This is a genomic window from Lentzea sp. CA-135723 (genome assembly GCF_050936595.1).
Lineage (GTDB): Bacteria > Actinomycetota > Actinomycetes > Mycobacteriales > Pseudonocardiaceae > Lentzea.
This window is the reverse complement of the sequence record NZ_JBNJMK010000002.1, coordinates 485,883-501,116: the sequence shown is the minus strand read 5'-3', so window position 1 is coordinate 501,116 and position 15,234 is coordinate 485,883. Positions and strand designations below refer to the sequence as shown.

Genomic DNA, 15,234 nt, shown 5'->3' with positions numbered 1-15,234 from the left:
TTCGGTTGCAGGGGAAAACGGCCCCGGCTCGCGAGAGGAGCCGGGGCCGCACATCACAGGGACCGCGTTCAGCTGGTCGGCGGCCAGTACAGGAGCCTGGTCGTCGTGCCGGCGCCGGGGTTGGTCACCTTGCCGTTGGTGGCGTTGCTCGTGATCGCGGTCGCCACCTGGGCGGGCGTCACGTTCCGGTTGCCCTGCAGGTAGCGGGCCACCACGCCGGCGACGTGCGGCGACGCCATCGAGGTGCCGGAGATCGTGTTCGAGGCCGTGTCACTGGTGTTCCACGCGGACGTGATGCCACCACCGGGCGCGAAGACGTCCACCACGGGGCCGTAGTTGGAGAACGAGGAACGGGCGTCGGTGCGCTCGGTGGAGCCCACGGTCAGCGCCGCCGCCACGCGCGCGGGCGAGGTGTTCGCCGCGTTCGTGTTGGAGTTGCCCGCCGCGACGGCGAACGTCACGCCGCGCGTGATCGCCCCCGAGACGGCGTTGTCGAGCGAGGTGTTCGCGCCGCCGCCCAGCGACATGTTGGCGACAGCGGGCTTGACGTGGTTCGACGCCACCCAGTTCACGCCGGCGACGACCCCGGCGATGGTGCCCGAACCGGCGTTGTTCAGCACGCGGACCGCGACGATGTTCGCCTGCTTCGCGACGCCGTACGAGGTGCCCGCGACGGTGCCGGCGACGTGCGTGCCGTGGCCGTTGCCGTCCTGCGCGACGGCGTCGTTGTCCACGAAGTCGTAGCCGTTGCGCGCCCGGCCGCCGAAGTCGCGGTGCGTGATGCGGACACCGGTGTCGATGATGTAGGCGTTCACGCCCGAACCGGTGGAGTTGTAGGTGTAGCGCTGGTCGAGCGGCAGGTTGCGCTGGTCGATCCGGTCGAGCCCCCACGACGGCGGGTTGACCTGGGTCGCCTGGATGCTGACCACCTGGTCGCGTTCCACGTACTCGACCGAGGGGTCAGCGGCCAGTCTGCGCGCCTGGGCGTCGCTCATCTTGACCGAGAAGCCCTGGAACACGGTGTCGTAGACGTAGCCGACCTGGCCGCCGAACCGGGAACCGAGAGCCTGCGCGCTCGCGGTGACCCCGCCGTCCTTGAGCTTGACGATGAAACTTCCGTCGATGTTCTGGCCGGGCGAGACGCGGATCTCGCCCACCGCGGCGGTGGCCGGTGCCGCGAACGCCGCGATCATGACCGCCGAACCGAGCAGAGTTGCAGTCTTGCGCATTGTGCAGTCCTGTTCGTCGCAGGGATGCTGCGTGGAAACCATCGGGCCTATTGGCGGCGTAATAGTCCCGAGATCTGAACCTGGCGGGTTTCCCAGCCGGTGGAAACCGCCGATCGGCTGTACCGCGTTCCCTTTGCTGCCGATAGCCTTCCGATCTTGACTCCGTGAAACCGGAGGAGCGATGCTCACGATTTACCCACCGCGCGAGGAGCTGGCCGACCTTCTCGTGACGGGTCCGTTCGCGGACGCGTTGCGAGTCGCGATCCAGGTGCGGGGACTCAGCCTGGAACGGTTGCAGCACCGGCTGAAGGTGCGGGGCGCGCCGATCAGCGTGACGGCGCTGAGCTACTGGCAGTCGGGCAGGCGCAGACCCGAACGCCCCGAGTCGTTGATGGCCCTCACCCACCTCGAGGACGTGCTGGGGCTGCCCGAGAGCGCTCTCAGCCGTCTGCTCGGCCCACCTCGGCCGCGTGGCCGTTCACGCAGGCGGGAGCCGTCCGCACGGGCCGCCTGGGACTCCTCCGGCCTGGTGCTGACCGCCCAGCACGACCGGGTGGACGTCGCACCCTGCGGCGGTGTGCGCGGCATCCGGTCCCGGCAGGTCATGCGGGCGAACTCGGCCGGTGTGGACCGCTGGATCCTCTGTCAGGAAACGGGTTCCGCGCAGCCTGCGCTCACCGCCGTGCGTTCCTGCCGGGTCGGCCGGATCGCCCGCGAACGCACGAACGGCGTGCTCGTCGCCGAGCTGTTGTTCGACGAACCGATCTCCGCCGGCGAGTCCGTCGCGATCGAGTACGAATTGATCTATCCACATCCGACGGCCGAGCACACGCATTTCCGCCGGTTCGCCGAACGCGTCCACGACTACGTGCTGGAGATCAAATTCCAGGACGCGCCGGACGCCTGCGAGCAATTCGCGACCGGCCCCGCCGGAACGGAAGCGGGCGGCGTGGCCCCCGCCGCCGTGGACGACGGGGGCTACGCGCACGCGGCCGCGCTCGACTTCGGTCCCGGCGTCTACGGAATGCGCTGGAGCAGCTCCGCGAAATTCCGGGGATCGTCCACCCACGGGAAGTGACCGGCGCCGGGTTGCAGCTCGAACCGGGCGCCGGGGATCAGTGCCGCGTACTCCCGCGCACGGTTCGCGGGCAGCCCGACATCGTAGGCGCCGGCGAGGAAGACCGTTGGGACGTCGAGCTTTCCGAGCTCCTCGCGGACCTGCGCCGGATCGAACGCGCCCTCGCCGTAGAACTCGGCGGCGGCCTCGTCGTTGCGCGGGTGGTCCTCCAGCGCCCGTGCGGCGTCGTCCCAGCGGCCGTGGTGGAACGGCGCGATCTTCGCGAACGCCTCGCCGGAGAAGTTCCCGGCCCAGATCTGCTCGAACCCCTCGATCGCCTCGGCGTACCAGGGTTCGGCCGACCGCTGCACCGCCACCGCGCGCCGGTCGTCGTCGGTCACCTCGATGCCGACGACCCGCGGGCTCGGCGCGACGAGCACGAGTTCCTCGACGTGCCGCGGAAAACGGGTCGCGTAGAGGATCGCGAGCGTGCCACCGGCGGAGTGCCCGAGGAGCCGCAGCTTCTCGAGCCCCAGGTGCCGCCGCAACGCCTCGACGTCGTCGACCTGGTGGTCGACGCGGTAGCTGCCCGCTTTCTCCGATTCGCCGGTACCGCGCAGGTCCAGCCGGATCACGTCGCGCAGCGGCAAGCCGCTCAGGTACGAAGAAGCCTGCATCGGCCCGCCGGGCAGGCAGATCAACGGGTCGGCGGCCTCGCCGTGGTAGACGAGGCCGACGCCGTCAGAATTCGTGAAAGTCCCCATGCCCCGCAGTGTGTCAGTAGGACCGGGGCAGCTTCAGCGAGTTTTGCGCGACGAAGTTGAGCACCATCTCCCGCGACACCGGCGCGATCCGGGAGAGGCGGGAGGACGCGAGCATCGACGCGAGGCCGTACTCTCGGCTCAGCCCGTTGCCGCCGTGGACCTGGATCGCCTGGTCGACCGCGGCCGCGATGGCCTCGCCCGCCGCGTACTTGGCCATGTTCGCGGCCTCGCCCGACTCCTTGTCGCGACCGGAGTCGTAGAGCGCGGCGGCTTTCTGCGTCATCAGCCGGGCGAGCTCGATCTCGACGTGGATCTTCGCGAGCGGGTGCGCGAGGCCCTGGTGGGAGCCGATCGGCGCGTCCCAGACCTGCCGTTCCTTCGCGTACTTCACGGCCTTGGCGACCGCGAGCCGCGCGGACCCGGTGGCCATGCTCGCACCCATGATCCGTTCGGGGTTGAGCCCGGCGAAGACCTGCAGCAGTCCCTGGTCCGGCGAGCCGACGACCGCGTCGGACGGCAGCCGGACGTCGTCGAAGAACAGTGTGAACTGCTTCTCCGGCATGAACAGGTCCATGTCGATCTCCTGCCAGGTGAAGCCCTCGGCGTTCGTCGGGACGACGACCAGCACCGGCCCGGTCTCCAGGATCGCGACGACGAGCACGGCGTCGGCCTCGTCGACGCCGGAGATGTAGGTCTTGCCGCCCTTCAGCACCCAGTCGTCGCCGTCGCGGCGCACGTTCGTCCTGAGCTTGTGCGAGTTCGACCCCGCGTCGGGCTCGGTGATCGCGAACGCCATCTTGAGCGTGCCGTCCGCGAAACCGGGCAGCCACTTGGCCTTCTGCTCGTCGGTGCCGAAGCGGGCGATCACCGTCGCACAGATCGCGGGTGAGACCACCATCAGCAGCAACGGGCATCCGGCCGCCGCGAGCTCCTCGCACACCGCCGCGAGGTCACCGATGCCGCCACCACCCCCGCCGAACTCCTCCGGTACGGCCACGCCCAGGTAGCCGAGCTTGCCGGCCTCCTCCCACAGTTCGGTGGTCTTCTCCCCCGCCCTCGCCTTGGCGGTGAAGTAGTCGTGGCCGTACTTGGCACCGAACTCGGCGACCGCCTTGCGCAGCGCGATCCGCTCTTCGGACTCGACGAAGCTCACGATCGATCTCCATCCATCTCGGCTACTACGGCCAGAACATCGCCGGCGTTGACTTGCTTTCCGTGCTCCACGAGAAGTTCGGTGACCGTGCCCGCGTTCGTGGCGAGCACCCGGTGTTCCATCTTCATGGCCTCCAGCACCAGCAGTTCGGCACCGGCCTCGACCACGTCACCCTGCTGCACCGACACCCTGACCACGGTCCCCGGCATCGGCGCGACGGTCGCGCCGGGCGCGAGCTTCGTCTCCGGCTCGGGGAACCGCGGCACGACCTTCAGCGTCACCGAGCCGCGCGGCGAGTCGACCTCGACCACGTCGCCGTACCGGGCCACCCGGAACGGCACCCGCACGCCGTCGAGGTCCCGCACGACCGTGTCGGGCGTGGCCTGCCTCGGGTCGTACTCGACCTCGACCAGCTCCTCGCCGAGGAGGAACCGCGCCTTCGGCTGCTGCGACCGCACGTTGCGCCAGCCGAGCGGCAACGTCCCGATCCTCCGCGTCGCGGCCTGGGCCAGCGCGGCCGCGAGCGCAAACGGTTGCGGGTCAACGGACCTGCTGAAGTCGTGCTCGTCGAGGAACCCGGTGTGGGTGTCCCCGTTCAGGAAGTCGGCGTCGCTCAGCACGTCCACGAGCAGCTGCCGATTCGTGACCAGGCCGTGGATCCGCGCGCTCTCCAGCGCCGTCACGAGCTTGCGGGCCGCTGCCCGCCGCGTCGGGGCGTACGCGATCACCTTGGCCAGCATGGGGTCGTAGTGCACCGACACCACCGAGCCGTCCTCGACGCCGCTGTCCAGCCGCACGTCACCGGGCACCTCGAACCGGTGCAGCGTGCCGCTCGCGGGCCGCCAGTCGTGCGCGGGGTCCTCGGCGTACAGCCGGACCTCGATCGCGTGCCCGCGCGGTTCCGGTGCCTCAGCAGGCAATCGCGCGCCCTCCGCGATCCGCAGCTGCCACTCCACGAGGTCCACGCCGTAGACGAACTCCGTCACCGGGTGCTCGACCTGCAGGCGCGTGTTGACCTCCAGGAAGTGGAAGTCCTCGCCCTTCAGCATGAACTCGACGGTGCCCGCGCCGACGTACCCGATCGACTCGGCCGCCGCCGTGGCCGCCGCGAACAACCGCTGCCGCACGTCGTCGCCGACCGCCGGGCTGGGCGACTCCTCGACGATCTTCTGGTGCCGCCGCTGGATCGAGCACTCGCGTTCGCCGAGTGCCCACACCGTGCCGTGCGCGTCGGCCAGGACCTGCACCTCGACGTGCCGCGCCTGCTCCAGCAACGGCTCGCAGAACACCGTGGGGTCGCCGAACGCCGACTCGGCCTCGCGCCGCGCACTCGCGAGCGCGTCGGCGAACTCGGACCGTTCCCGCACGATCCGCATGCCGCGCCCGCCACCACCGGCCGACGCCTTGATCAGCACCGGGAACTCGGTGACGGTCTCGGGGTCGAGCTCCGGCAACGTCGGCACGCCGGCCGCCGCCATCCGCTTCTTGGCCGCGACCTTCGACCCCATCGCCTCGATGGAGTCCGGTTCCGGCCCGACCCACGTCAGCCCGGCGGCCTGCACCTTGCGCGCGAAGTCGGCGTTCTCGCTGAGAAAGCCGTAGCCGGGGTGCACCGCGTCGGCACCGGCTTTCACCGCCGCCTCGACGAGCAGGTCGGCCCGCAGGTAGGTCTCGGCCGGTGACGCGCCGGGCAGCCGGACCGCGAGGTCGGCCTCCCGCACGTGCGGCGACTCGGCGTCCGGGTCGGAGAACACCGCGACCGTGCGGATCCCGTTGTCCCGGCAGGTGCGGATGATCCGGCGGGCGATCTCGCCCCGGTTGGCAATGAGAAGGCTCTTGATCATCTTCTGGCTCACATCCGGAAGACGCCGAAGCCGTCGGCGCCCTTGATCGGTCCGCTGTGGACAGCGGAGAGGCAGAGGGCCAGCACGGTCCTGGTGTCGCGCGGGTCGATCACGCCGTCGTCGTAGAGCTTCCCGGACAGGAACGGCGCGAGCGACTGCTCCTCGATCTGCGCCTCCACCATCTTGCGCATGGCGGCGTCGTGTTCCTCGTTGTACTCCTGCCCCTTGGCCATCGCCGCCTGCCGCCCGACGATCGACAGCACGCCCGCGAGCTGCGCGGGACCCATCACGGCCGACTTGGCGTTGGGCCAGGTGAACAGGAACCTCGGGTCGTACGCGCGGCCGCACATGCCGTAGTTGCCGGCGCCGTACGACGCGCCCATCGTGATCGTCAGGTGCGGCACCCTGCTGTTCGAGACGGCGTTGATCATCATCGAGCCGTGCTTGACGATGCCGCCCTGCTCGTACTGCGCGCCGACCATGTACCCGGTGGTGTTCTGCAGGAACACCAGTGGCGTGTCGCTCTGGTTCGCCAGCTGGATGAACTGCGTGGCCTTCTGCGACTCCTCGCTGAACAGCACGCCCCGTGCGTTGGCGAGGATGCCGACCGGGTAGCCGTGGATCCGCGCCCACCCGGTGACGAGGCTGTTGCCGTACAACGGTTTGAACTCGTCGAAGTGCGACCCGTCGACCAGCCGCGCGATGACGTCGCGCGGGTCGAACGGCACCCGCTGGTCCTCGGAGACGACGTCGAGGATGCTCTCGGCCTCGAACCTCGGCTCCTCGACGGCGGCCGGTTCCGGCCCGAGCTTGCGCCAGTTCAGCCGCGCGACCACCCTGCGGGCCAGCCGGATCGCGTCGGTCTCGTCCTCGGCCACGAAGTCCGCGAGCCCGGACGTGGCGCCGTGCATGGTCGCGCCGCCCAGGCTTTCATCGTCGGCGTCCTCGCCGGTCGCCATCTTGACCAGCGGCGGGCCACCCAGGAACACCTTGGAGCGGTCCTTGATCATGATCACGTAGTCGGACATGCCCGGCACGTACGCGCCACCCGCGGTCGCGTTGCCGAACACCGCCGTGACCGTGGGGATCCCGGCCGCGCTCAGCCTGGTCAGGTCGCGGAACGCCCGCCCGCCGGGGATGAAGATCTCGCTCTGCGTCGGCAGGTCGGCGCCACCGGACTCGACCAGGCTCACCAGCGGCAGCCGGTTCTGCAACGCGATGTCGTTGGCCCGCAACGACTTGCGCAGCGTGTACGGGTTCGAGGAGCCACCGCGCACCGTCGGGTCGTTCGCGACGATGACGCACTCGACGCCCTCGATCCGCCCGATGCCCGTGACGACGGACGCGCCGACCGGGAAGTCGGTGCCCCACGCGGCGAGCGGCGACAGCTCCAGGAACGGGCTGTCCTCGTCGATCAGCAGCTCGACCCGTTCGCGGGCGAGCAGCTTGCCGCGCCTGTGGTGCCGTTCGACGTACTTCGGCCCACCTCCCGCGAGCGCTTTCGCGTGTTCGGCGTCGAGGCCCGCGATCTTCGCGAGCAGCGCCTCCCTGTTGCCCATCAGGCGAACCCCAATCGTCGTGCCGCGAGCTCGGTCATCACTTCGCTCGCGCCGCCCCCGATGCCGAGGATGCGGGCGTCCCGGTAGTGACGCTCCACTTCGGACTCCCGCATGTACCCCATGCCTCCGTGCAACTGGACCGCCTCGTCGACCACGGCGCCGCACGCGTCGACGGCGGCGTTCTTCGCGAAGCAGACCTCGGTCACGCAGTCCTCGCCGCGCTCGATCCGTGCCGCGACCTCTCGCGTGTAGGTCCGCGCGAGGTCGATCTGCTGTGCCATCGCGGCAAGCTTGTGCCGGATCACCTGGTTCTTGATGAGCGGCTTGCCGAACGTCTCGCGGTTGCGCGTCCACTCGACGGTCAGGTCCAGCGCCCGTTGCGCGGTGGCGTACGCCTCGACGGCCATCGTCACGCGTTCGACCTGGAACTGCCGCATGATCTGCGGGAACCCCTGGTTCTCCTCGCCGACGAGGTTCGCGACCGGCACCCGCACGTCGTCGAAGTGCAGCTCGGCGGTGTCGCTGCAGTGCCAGCCCATCTTGTCGAGCTTGCGCCGGGTGAACCCGTCCTCGATCACCAGCAGCGAGATGCCCTGGTAACCCTCGCCGCCGGTGCGCACCGCGGTCGTGACGAAGTCCGCGCGGCACCCGGAGGTGATGAAGGTCTTCTCGCCGCTGACGACGTAGTGGTCGCCGTCGCGGACCGCCCTGGTCCGGATGGCCGCGACGTCGGACCCGGCGCCGGGTTCGGTGACGGCGAGGCTGCCGATCTTCTCGCCCCGGATCGCGGGCTTCGCGAACCGCTCGATCAGGTCGGTGTTCCCGCTCTGCCAGATGTGCGGGATCGCGATGCCGAGCGTGAACAACGCCGAGATCACCCCGGACGAGCCGCCGTTCTGGATGATCTCCTCGGTCATCGCGACCGAGTCGAGCAGGTCGCCGTGCTCGAACCCGATGCCGAGCAGGTCGAGCGCCGCGGCCTTCTCGTGCAGCTCGCGCGGCACCTCGCCGTCGCGTTCCCACTGGTCGAGGTGCGGCACGATCTCCTTGCGGGTGAAGTCCGCGACGAGCTGCCGCAGCTCCTTGCGCTCGAACAGGTCCCTCGTGATCACAGCAACTCCTCGGGGATCTCGACCACCCTCGCCCGCAACCACTCGCCCAGCGCCTTGGCCTGCGGGTCGAACCTCGTGCTGCTGGCCACGCCGTCGCCCAGCAGGCCGTGCAGCACGAAGTTGAGGGCCCTGAGGTTCGGCAGCTCGTACCGGCTGACTTTTTCCGCCTCCGGTAGCAGCTCCTTGAGCTTCTCGACGGTCAGGAACCCGGTGAGCCACGCGAAAGCCGCGTCATTTCGCACCCAGACGCCGAGGTTCGCGTCGCCGCCTTTGTCGCCGCTGCGCGCACCGGCGATCGTGCCCAGTGGCCTCTTCACAGCACCACCGCCTTGGCGCTGACCTCGTCGCGGTTCACGTAGGCCGCCCGGTAGACGCCGAACGGCGTGCCGTCGCTCGGCGGCGCCGTCACGTGGAACCCGGGGTAGCTGGCAAGGGCCAGCTCGATCGCCGCCCGGCTGAACCCCTTGGCCCGCTTGGGGTCCGCCGTCTTGATCATGACATGCAGCAACGCGCTCGCCTGTTCCTCGGTCGCCGCGTCGGCCTGGTCGGTCCGCGCCAGCGTCCACGTCAGGCCCTCGGTGCCGATGGCGTCGTGCAGCTGGCTCTTCACCAGCTCGGCCTTGGCCTCGACGTCGAGTCCGGTGAGGACGAACGTCGTGGAGTTCCGGAAGCCGCCCAACGTGTTCAGGCAGACCTTCAGAATGTCCGGCGGCGGGGAACCCTTGGTGCCGCTGATCCTGACCCCGCGCTCGTGCGCGTCCAGCCGGATCGTGTCGAAGTGCGTGGTGACGTCCGGGCCGAGGTACTCCGGCGCCCCGATCTCGTACAGCAGCTGTGCCGTCACGGTGTCGACGGTGACCGCGCCGCCCGTGCCGTCGTGCTTGGTGATCAGCGACGAGCCGTCCTCGTCGATCTCCGCGATCGGGAAACCGGGCCGGGTCACGTCGATCTCGGTGAAGAACGAGTAGTTGCCGCCGGTGGCCTGCGTGCCGCACTCCAGGACGTGGCCCGCGACCGTGGCCCCGGCCAGCCGATCCCAGTCGTCGCGCGCCCACCCGAAGTGCGCCGCCGCGGGCCCCACGACCAGGCTGGCGTCGGTGACGCGTCCGGTGACCACGACCTGCGCGCCCTGGTTCAGGCACTCCGCGATCTCCCACGCGCCGAGGTACGCGTTGGCGGTCAACGCTTCCGGGAACCGGCCTTTGAGGTCGTCGCCGGTCACGTAGCCGACTTTGGCGTCGAGCTTGCGCGCGAGACCCTCAGGGTTGAGACCGCCGGCGTTCACCACGATCTTGACGCCTTTGTCGAGCGCGAGCGCCAGGCAGTCCTCCATCTGCCGCAGGAACGTCTTCGCGTACCCCAGCGACGAGTCCTTCATCCGGTCCCGCCCGAGGATCAGCATCGTCAGCTCGGCCAGGTAGTCCCCGGTGAGAACGTCGAGATGGCCACCTTCGAGCTGTTCCCGCATCGCGGACAGGCGATCTCCGTAGAACCCGGAGGCGTTGCCGATGCGGATCACCGGCCACCTCCGGGCGGGCCCGCGAAGGCCTGCGCGATCGGCACCCACTCCTGTGCCACCGGCCCGACGGCCTCGATCGCGAGCTCCGCGCGGTTGCGCCGCTGCGTCACCAGCCACGCGAAGTCCAGCGCGGGCCCGGAAACCCGGTTCTCCGCGTCCTCCGGCCCCCACGTCCACAGCTCGCCGGACGGCCCGGTCAGCTCGACCCGCACCTCGGCCTCCGGCGCCGCCAGCCCGTTGAGCAGGAAAGCGAACCCCATCGTCCGCACCCCGATGTGGCACACGTGCCGGATCCGCGCGGTCGGCTCGCGCACAACGCCCAGCGCGTCGGCGACGTCTTGCCCGTGCGCCCAGGTCTCCATGATCCGCGCGGTCGCCATCGACGCCGGGCTCATCGGCGGCCCGAACCAGAGGATCTTGCCCTCGGCCCGCGCGAGCTGATCCCGCAACGCCGCGCGGCTGTCCCGCCACAGCTCCACCAGGTCCGGCAGCACGGCCGCCTCGGCCGCGGTCCGGTCCACGATGTCGGCGGTCAGCGGCTGCGCCTTGAACGCCTCGGGGTCGGTGATCGCGAGGATCGCCGCCTTGTCCGTCCACATGAGATGACCGATCTGGTGCCCGACCGTCCACCCTTCGGCGGGTGTCGGCACCGAGAAGTCCGCGCCCGCGACGATGTCGTCGAGCGAACGCGACTCGGCGTCGAGGTCGGCCAGCAGTTCCGTGATCACAGCTGCTCCTCCAGCATCCGCGCCCAGTAGCGCACCACGTGCGCCCGGCGCTTGGCGTCGTCGGCGAGCTGGTTGGCGAGCGCCAGCCCGCGCACAAGATCAAGGGTTGCCTGCACGGCGTCCTTCACACCCGGCCTGGTGTCGTCCACTTCCAGCAGCTCCAGCGCGAGCCCGTAGACCTCGCGCCCCAGCCGCGCCTGCAGCTCCAGCACCTGCGCGCGCAGCTCGGGATCGGTGCGCGCCGCCACCCACAGCTCCAGTGCGGCCGTGAACAGGTCGCTCGCGTGGAAGTCCGCGATCAGCTCCACCACGGCGTGCGTGCTCTTCTCGGCGATCTCGGCCCGCCGCCTGAGCACCTCGACGCTCTCCGCCCCGACGTGCTCCACGGCCGCCGCCACCAGCTCGCCGCGCGTGCGGAAGTGGTGCAGCTGGGCGCCGCGCGACACCCCGGCGCGTTCCGCCACCTCGGTCGTCGTGGTGCCCGACCAGCCGCGTTCCACCAGGCACTCGACGGTCGCCTCCATCAGCTTCCGCTTCGTCTCCCGCGTGCGGTCGGCCTGGCGCTGCCTCGTCTCCACGCGGCCGAGTCTTCCGCCGAACAAACAAACAGTCAAGCTTGCTTGTAAGTACGCTTGCTAGCGTCCGCGACCGATGAACATCGTGGAACGCCTGCGCGCCGCCGGCTGCGTCTTCGCCGAGGAAGAGGCCGCGCTGCTCCAAGAAGCCGCCGACTCGCCGCGGCACCTGGAAGAACTGGTCAGCCAGCGGGTCGACGGCCTCCCGCTGGAGCACGCGGTGGGCTGGGCCCTGTTCTGCGGGCAGCGGATCGTGGTCACCAGGGGCGTCTTCGTCCCCCGCCACCGCACCGAGCTCCTGGTCGACCTCGCGACCGGCCTGAACCCGTCCGTCGTCGTCGACCTGTGCTGCGGTTCGGGCGCGGTGGGCGCCGTGCTCCAGCACCGCCTCCCCGCCGCGCACGTCCACGCCGCCGACATCGACCCCGTGGCCGTGGCGTGCGCGCGCAAGAACCTCGCCGACGTCTACGAGGGCGACCTGTTCGACGCCCTGCCCGCCCACCTGCGCGGCACCCTCGACGTCGTGGTCGCCAACGTCCCGTACGTGCCGACCCTCGACATCCCGTTCATGCCCGTCGAGGCCCGCGACCACGAGGCCCGCGTGGCCCTGGACGGCGGCACGGACGGCCTGGAGGTCCTGCGCCGGGTGGCCATGCAGGCCACGTCCTGGCTGCGTCCCGGCGGGCACCTGCTGAGCGAGACCAGCGAGCGCCAGGCGGCCGGCGCACTGGCCGCGTTCGCCGCCGCAGGACTCACCGCCGAGCTCGTGACCAGCGACGACAGCACCGCGGTGGTCGGGAGGCGCTAAGTTCCGTACAATGTACGGTATGTCGTACGACGAGGTCATGCAGTGGTTTGCGAAGTGGGACGCGCTCGCGGTGAAGGGTGACGTCGAGGCGATGGCCGACATGGCGCTGTTCCCGATCAACACGGTCACCGACGGTTCGGCGACGTCGTGGGACCGCGAGACGTTCCTGCGGGAGATGGGCGCCCAACTGGGCGGGGACGTGCAGATGGAGTCCACGAGGACGCCGCACTTCATCAACGACAACCTGGTCTTCGTCATCACGGACGGCACGATCAACGGGATGACGGTCCGCTACGGCGACCTGCTCACGCGGGTCGGCGGCGAGTGGAAGTTCCAGACGATGGCCCAGGGCGGCTGGGCCTGACCCCTGTACAACGGAACCATGATCGCAATGCAGTACGAGATCAGGCTGCCGTCGGACTACGACATGGAGATCATCCGCGAACGCGTCCGCACCCGCGGTCACGCGCTCGACGGGTTCGACGGCCTGGGGTTCAAGGCTTATCTGGTCCGCGACACGCAGTACGCGCCGTTCTACGTGTGGAACACCTCGGCGGGCATGGCGAACTTCCTCTACCGGGGAGGTGGCTTCCAGGGGATCCTCGCCGACTTCGGCAGGCCGGTGGTGCGGCACTGGCCGGGCGTGGCGTTCCTCAGGGGTGATGCGGCGCAGGCGAAGTACGCGACGCGCGAGATCATCGCGCTCGCACCCGAGGCGAACCCGATCGACGCGCTGAAGGAGATCGAACTGGAGAAGGCGCCCGGCCTGCACTCGGCGGCGCTGGGCGTCGATCCGCGCACGTGGGAAGTCGTGCGCTTCGAACTCTGGGAGGAGCACCCCGGGGAAGAGGGCGCCTACGAAGTCCTCCACTTCTCCGAGCCAGGGCTCGGAGAGATCACAGCAGGGTGAGTTGTTCCTGGTCCACGCGAGGCGCCGGCACACCGACCGGCAGGCTTCCGTCGGGCCACACGCCGTCGTCGTCGCCGGGCACCCCGGTGACGGCGTCGGTGGAACGGCCGCGCGGCGCCAGCCCGTGCTTCTCGATCAACGGCACGACCCGCGCGGTCAGCCGGGCGCGGTACCGCTTGTCCACGTAGGACCGCGGCCCGTACAGGTACCGGTACGTCTCCACGAGGTCCGGGTGCTCGCGGCGCAGCCACCGGGCGAACCACTCCTTCGCTCCCGGACGCAGGTGCAACGGCAGCACGGTGACTCCCGTGGCGCCCGCCGCCGCGATCTGCTCCAGCAGGAAGTCCAGCTGCTCCACCGAATCCGTGAGCTCGGGCAGCACCGGGGCGACGAACACCCCGCACGGTAAGCCCGCCTCGCGCACCTTCCGCACCAGCTCCAGCCGCGCGGCCGGCGTCGGCGTGCCCGGCTCCAGCGACTTGTGCAGATCGCGGTCCATCAACGCGAGCGACACCGCGATGCCGACCGGCACGACCTCCGCGGCCGCCGTCAGCAACGGCAGGTCCCGCGCCAGGAGGGTGCCCTTCGTGAGGATCGAGAAGGGCGTGCGGGAGGCGGTCAGCGCCTCGATGATCCCTGGCATCAAGGCGTACCGCCCCTCCGCCCGCTGGTACGGGTCGGTGTTCGTGCCGAGCGCCACGTGTTCCTGCTTCCAGCGGGACGAGCGCAGCTGGCGCGACAGCACCTCCCCCGCGTTCACCTTGACGATCAGCTGGCTGTCGAAGTCCTTGCCGGTGTCGAGGTCCAGGTAGGAGTGCGTCCTGCGGGCGAAGCAGTTGTGGGACACCACGCCGTTGGCGACGAAGTCCGCGGTGCCGGTCGAGATGTCGTAGAGCGTCATCTCCCCCAGCGGTTCCACGGACACGACGCCGAGCGGCTGCTGCGACTTGATGGCCACGCCGTCGATGTCGCGCTTGCGGGTGATCGCCGGGTCGACGGTGTGGAAGAAGCGCAGGTTCTCCCGCAGCCCGCCGCGCAGCCGGATGACCCGCACGCCGCGGCGGCGGCGCAGCTCCTCGATCGCGAAGTCGAAGTCGAAGTGCTTGAGCGCCAGGCAGATCGCCTCCAGCACCACGGTGTTGCGCGTCGACATCCGCAGGATGCTGCGCGAGCAGGTCCCGAGGTAGTCGAACGCTCCTGCCAGGAATCCCTTGAGCCAGTCGGGGTTCGGGGCTATCTGCCAGTGCGCGAGCTCGCGCACTTGGTGCAGAAATCCCCTCCCTTCTCGCACCCCGAAGTAGTCGAGATACTCCTGGGTGCGGTCCATGGCCTCGATGTCGGCGGCCGGGATCCGGAACTCCTGCTCGTCGTCGACCATCCCGCGCAGGTAGCCGCGGCGGTAGTCGTCGGTCACGGCGGGCTGCTCGACGAAAGCCCCCGTGCCCATCAGCTTGTTGCCCGTCGTGAGGTGCGGGCGGCGGCCCACGCCGGCGGTCTCGCCCGTCACGTGCTTCCAGCCGCGGTCGGTCAGGAACCGGTGGTCCCCGGACGCGACGACGCTCGTGCCGTCCTCCAGCGTCAGCCGGTACGCCTGCTTGCGCGTCTCCCAGTGCGCGAGCACGGTCGTGAGCTTGTACCGCCGGTAGTTGCCGACGAGCTCGGTGCCGTAGATCTCATCGCCTTCACGCAGCTCGGACAGCGGTTTCGTGCGACCGTTGCCCATGAGGATTGGCGTGTCGCCCGCCATGCAGTACGTGCAGGCGTGTGAACAGCCGCGGTACGGGTTCACCGTCCACGCGAACGGCAGCGACGACCCCGGTACCCCGTTGAGCACGGATTTGGCGCGGACCTCGTGGAACACCACGTCCGCGAACTCAGGAGTTCGTACGCTGCGCACCAGTCCCGGTAGCCCCGGTAGTGCCTGCTGCGGCTCTGCCTCGAGTTTCTGCCCGTCCCATCGCACACCATCGATTCGA

General features: G+C 69.9%; 13 protein-coding genes and 1 pseudogene. 4 read left to right on the top strand and 10 right to left on the bottom strand.

Translation table 11 applies throughout. The features are described from left to right. Positions 1-68: 68 nt before the first annotated feature. The gene (locus tag ACQEU1_RS38380) at positions 69-1,229 is read right to left on the bottom strand and encodes a S8 family peptidase (protein ID WP_433213407.1); all 1,161 of its coding nucleotides are present in this window, start codon (positions 1,227-1,229) and stop codon (positions 69-71) included. 181 nt (positions 1,230-1,410) lie between these two features. Here ACQEU1_RS38380 and ACQEU1_RS38375 point away from each other — a divergent pair, with 181 nt between their 5' ends. Continuing rightward, a complete protein-coding gene (locus ACQEU1_RS38375; protein ID WP_433213404.1) occupies positions 1,411-2,307 on the top strand; it encodes a hypothetical protein in 897 nt (298 codons plus the stop codon). On the opposite strand, the gene ACQEU1_RS38370 is transcribed toward ACQEU1_RS38375, so the two are convergent. From ACQEU1_RS38370 to ACQEU1_RS38335, 8 genes and pseudogenes are all read right to left on the bottom strand, one after another. Beyond that, positions 2,247-3,050 carry an alpha/beta fold hydrolase gene (locus ACQEU1_RS38370; RefSeq protein WP_433213401.1) on the bottom strand — a complete coding sequence of 268 codons (804 nt, stop codon included), beginning with the start codon at positions 3,048-3,050 and terminating at the stop codon, positions 2,247-2,249. The genes ACQEU1_RS38375 and ACQEU1_RS38370 overlap by 61 nt on opposite strands. A 13-nt stretch (positions 3,051-3,063) precedes the next feature. Then, the gene (locus tag ACQEU1_RS38365; RefSeq protein WP_433213399.1) at positions 3,064-4,203 is read right to left on the bottom strand and encodes an acyl-CoA dehydrogenase family protein; all 1,140 of its coding nucleotides are present in this window, start codon (positions 4,201-4,203) and stop codon (positions 3,064-3,066) included. Beyond that, positions 4,200-6,047, bottom strand: coding sequence for a biotin carboxylase N-terminal domain-containing protein (locus ACQEU1_RS38360; protein ID WP_433213396.1), 1,848 nt, complete (start codon positions 6,045-6,047; stop codon positions 4,200-4,202). Before ACQEU1_RS38360 ends, ACQEU1_RS38365 begins: the two co-directional genes overlap by 4 nt. 8 nt (positions 6,048-6,055) lie before the next feature. After that, positions 6,056-7,606, bottom strand: a complete 1,551-nt coding sequence (locus tag ACQEU1_RS38355) for an acyl-CoA carboxylase subunit beta (protein ID WP_433213393.1) — start codon at positions 7,604-7,606, stop codon at positions 6,056-6,058. Then, the gene (locus tag ACQEU1_RS38350; protein ID WP_433213390.1) at positions 7,606-8,718 is read right to left on the bottom strand and encodes an acyl-CoA dehydrogenase family protein; all 1,113 of its coding nucleotides are present in this window, start codon (positions 8,716-8,718) and stop codon (positions 7,606-7,608) included. The genes ACQEU1_RS38355 and ACQEU1_RS38350 overlap by 1 nt, the downstream gene beginning before the upstream one ends. After that, a pseudogene (locus tag ACQEU1_RS38345) lies at positions 8,715-10,186 on the bottom strand (acyclic terpene utilization AtuA family protein). The gene ACQEU1_RS38350 and the pseudogene ACQEU1_RS38345 overlap by 4 nt, the downstream one beginning before the upstream one ends. A 47-nt stretch (positions 10,187-10,233) precedes the next feature. Next, the gene (locus ACQEU1_RS38340; RefSeq protein ID WP_433213387.1) at positions 10,234-10,965 is read right to left on the bottom strand and encodes a TIGR03084 family metal-binding protein; all 732 of its coding nucleotides are present in this window, start codon (positions 10,963-10,965) and stop codon (positions 10,234-10,236) included. After that, on the bottom strand, positions 10,962-11,543 hold the full coding sequence (locus tag ACQEU1_RS38335; RefSeq protein WP_433213384.1) for a TetR/AcrR family transcriptional regulator: 582 nt from the start codon (positions 11,541-11,543) through the stop codon (positions 10,962-10,964). Before ACQEU1_RS38335 ends, ACQEU1_RS38340 begins: the two co-directional genes overlap by 4 nt. Before the next feature lie 73 nt (positions 11,544-11,616). Between ACQEU1_RS38335 and ACQEU1_RS38330 the strand changes: the two genes are divergently transcribed. The 3 genes from ACQEU1_RS38330 to ACQEU1_RS38320 are packed head-to-tail and all read left to right on the top strand — an operon-like array spanning position 11,617 to position 13,258. Continuing rightward, positions 11,617-12,348 carry a putative protein N(5)-glutamine methyltransferase gene (locus ACQEU1_RS38330; protein WP_433213381.1) on the top strand — a complete coding sequence of 244 codons (732 nt, stop codon included), beginning with the start codon at positions 11,617-11,619 and terminating at the stop codon, positions 12,346-12,348. 19 nt (positions 12,349-12,367) lie between these two features. Then, a complete protein-coding gene (locus ACQEU1_RS38325; protein WP_433213378.1) occupies positions 12,368-12,712 on the top strand; it encodes a nuclear transport factor 2 family protein in 345 nt (114 codons plus the stop codon). A gap of 18 nt (positions 12,713-12,730) precedes the next feature. After that, positions 12,731-13,258, top strand: a complete 528-nt coding sequence (locus ACQEU1_RS38320) for a DUF4865 family protein (RefSeq protein WP_433213375.1) — start codon at positions 12,731-12,733, stop codon at positions 13,256-13,258. Here the strand turns inward: ACQEU1_RS38320 and ACQEU1_RS38315 are convergent. Continuing rightward, the gene (locus ACQEU1_RS38315; protein ID WP_433213372.1) at positions 13,245-15,221 is read right to left on the bottom strand and encodes an intein-containing Rv2578c family radical SAM protein; all 1,977 of its coding nucleotides are present in this window, start codon (positions 15,219-15,221) and stop codon (positions 13,245-13,247) included. The two genes, ACQEU1_RS38320 and ACQEU1_RS38315, sit on opposite strands and share 14 nt — an antisense overlap. Positions 15,222-15,234: the final 13 nt, after the last annotated feature.

Excerpts from the sequence above, each read along its gene's own strand:
- ACQEU1_RS38320 (WP_433213375.1), top strand. The coding sequence starts at position 12,731 with ATGATCGCAATGCAGTACGAGATCAGGCTGCCGTCGGACTACGACATG.
- ACQEU1_RS38355 (WP_433213393.1), bottom strand. The coding sequence starts at position 7,606 with ATGGGCAACAGGGAGGCGCTGCTCGCGAAGATCGCGGGCCTCGACGCC.
- ACQEU1_RS38380 (WP_433213407.1), bottom strand. The coding sequence starts at position 1,229 with ATGCGCAAGACTGCAACTCTGCTCGGTTCGGCGGTCATGATCGCGGCG.
- ACQEU1_RS38330 (WP_433213381.1), top strand. The coding sequence starts at position 11,617 with ATGAACATCGTGGAACGCCTGCGCGCCGCCGGCTGCGTCTTCGCCGAG.
- ACQEU1_RS38375 (WP_433213404.1), top strand. The coding sequence starts at position 1,411 with ATGCTCACGATTTACCCACCGCGCGAGGAGCTGGCCGACCTTCTCGTG.
- ACQEU1_RS38325 (WP_433213378.1), top strand. The coding sequence starts at position 12,368 with ATGTCGTACGACGAGGTCATGCAGTGGTTTGCGAAGTGGGACGCGCTC.
- ACQEU1_RS38370 (WP_433213401.1), bottom strand. The coding sequence starts at position 3,050 with ATGGGGACTTTCACGAATTCTGACGGCGTCGGCCTCGTCTACCACGGC.
- ACQEU1_RS38360 (WP_433213396.1), bottom strand. The coding sequence starts at position 6,047 with ATGATCAAGAGCCTTCTCATTGCCAACCGGGGCGAGATCGCCCGCCGG.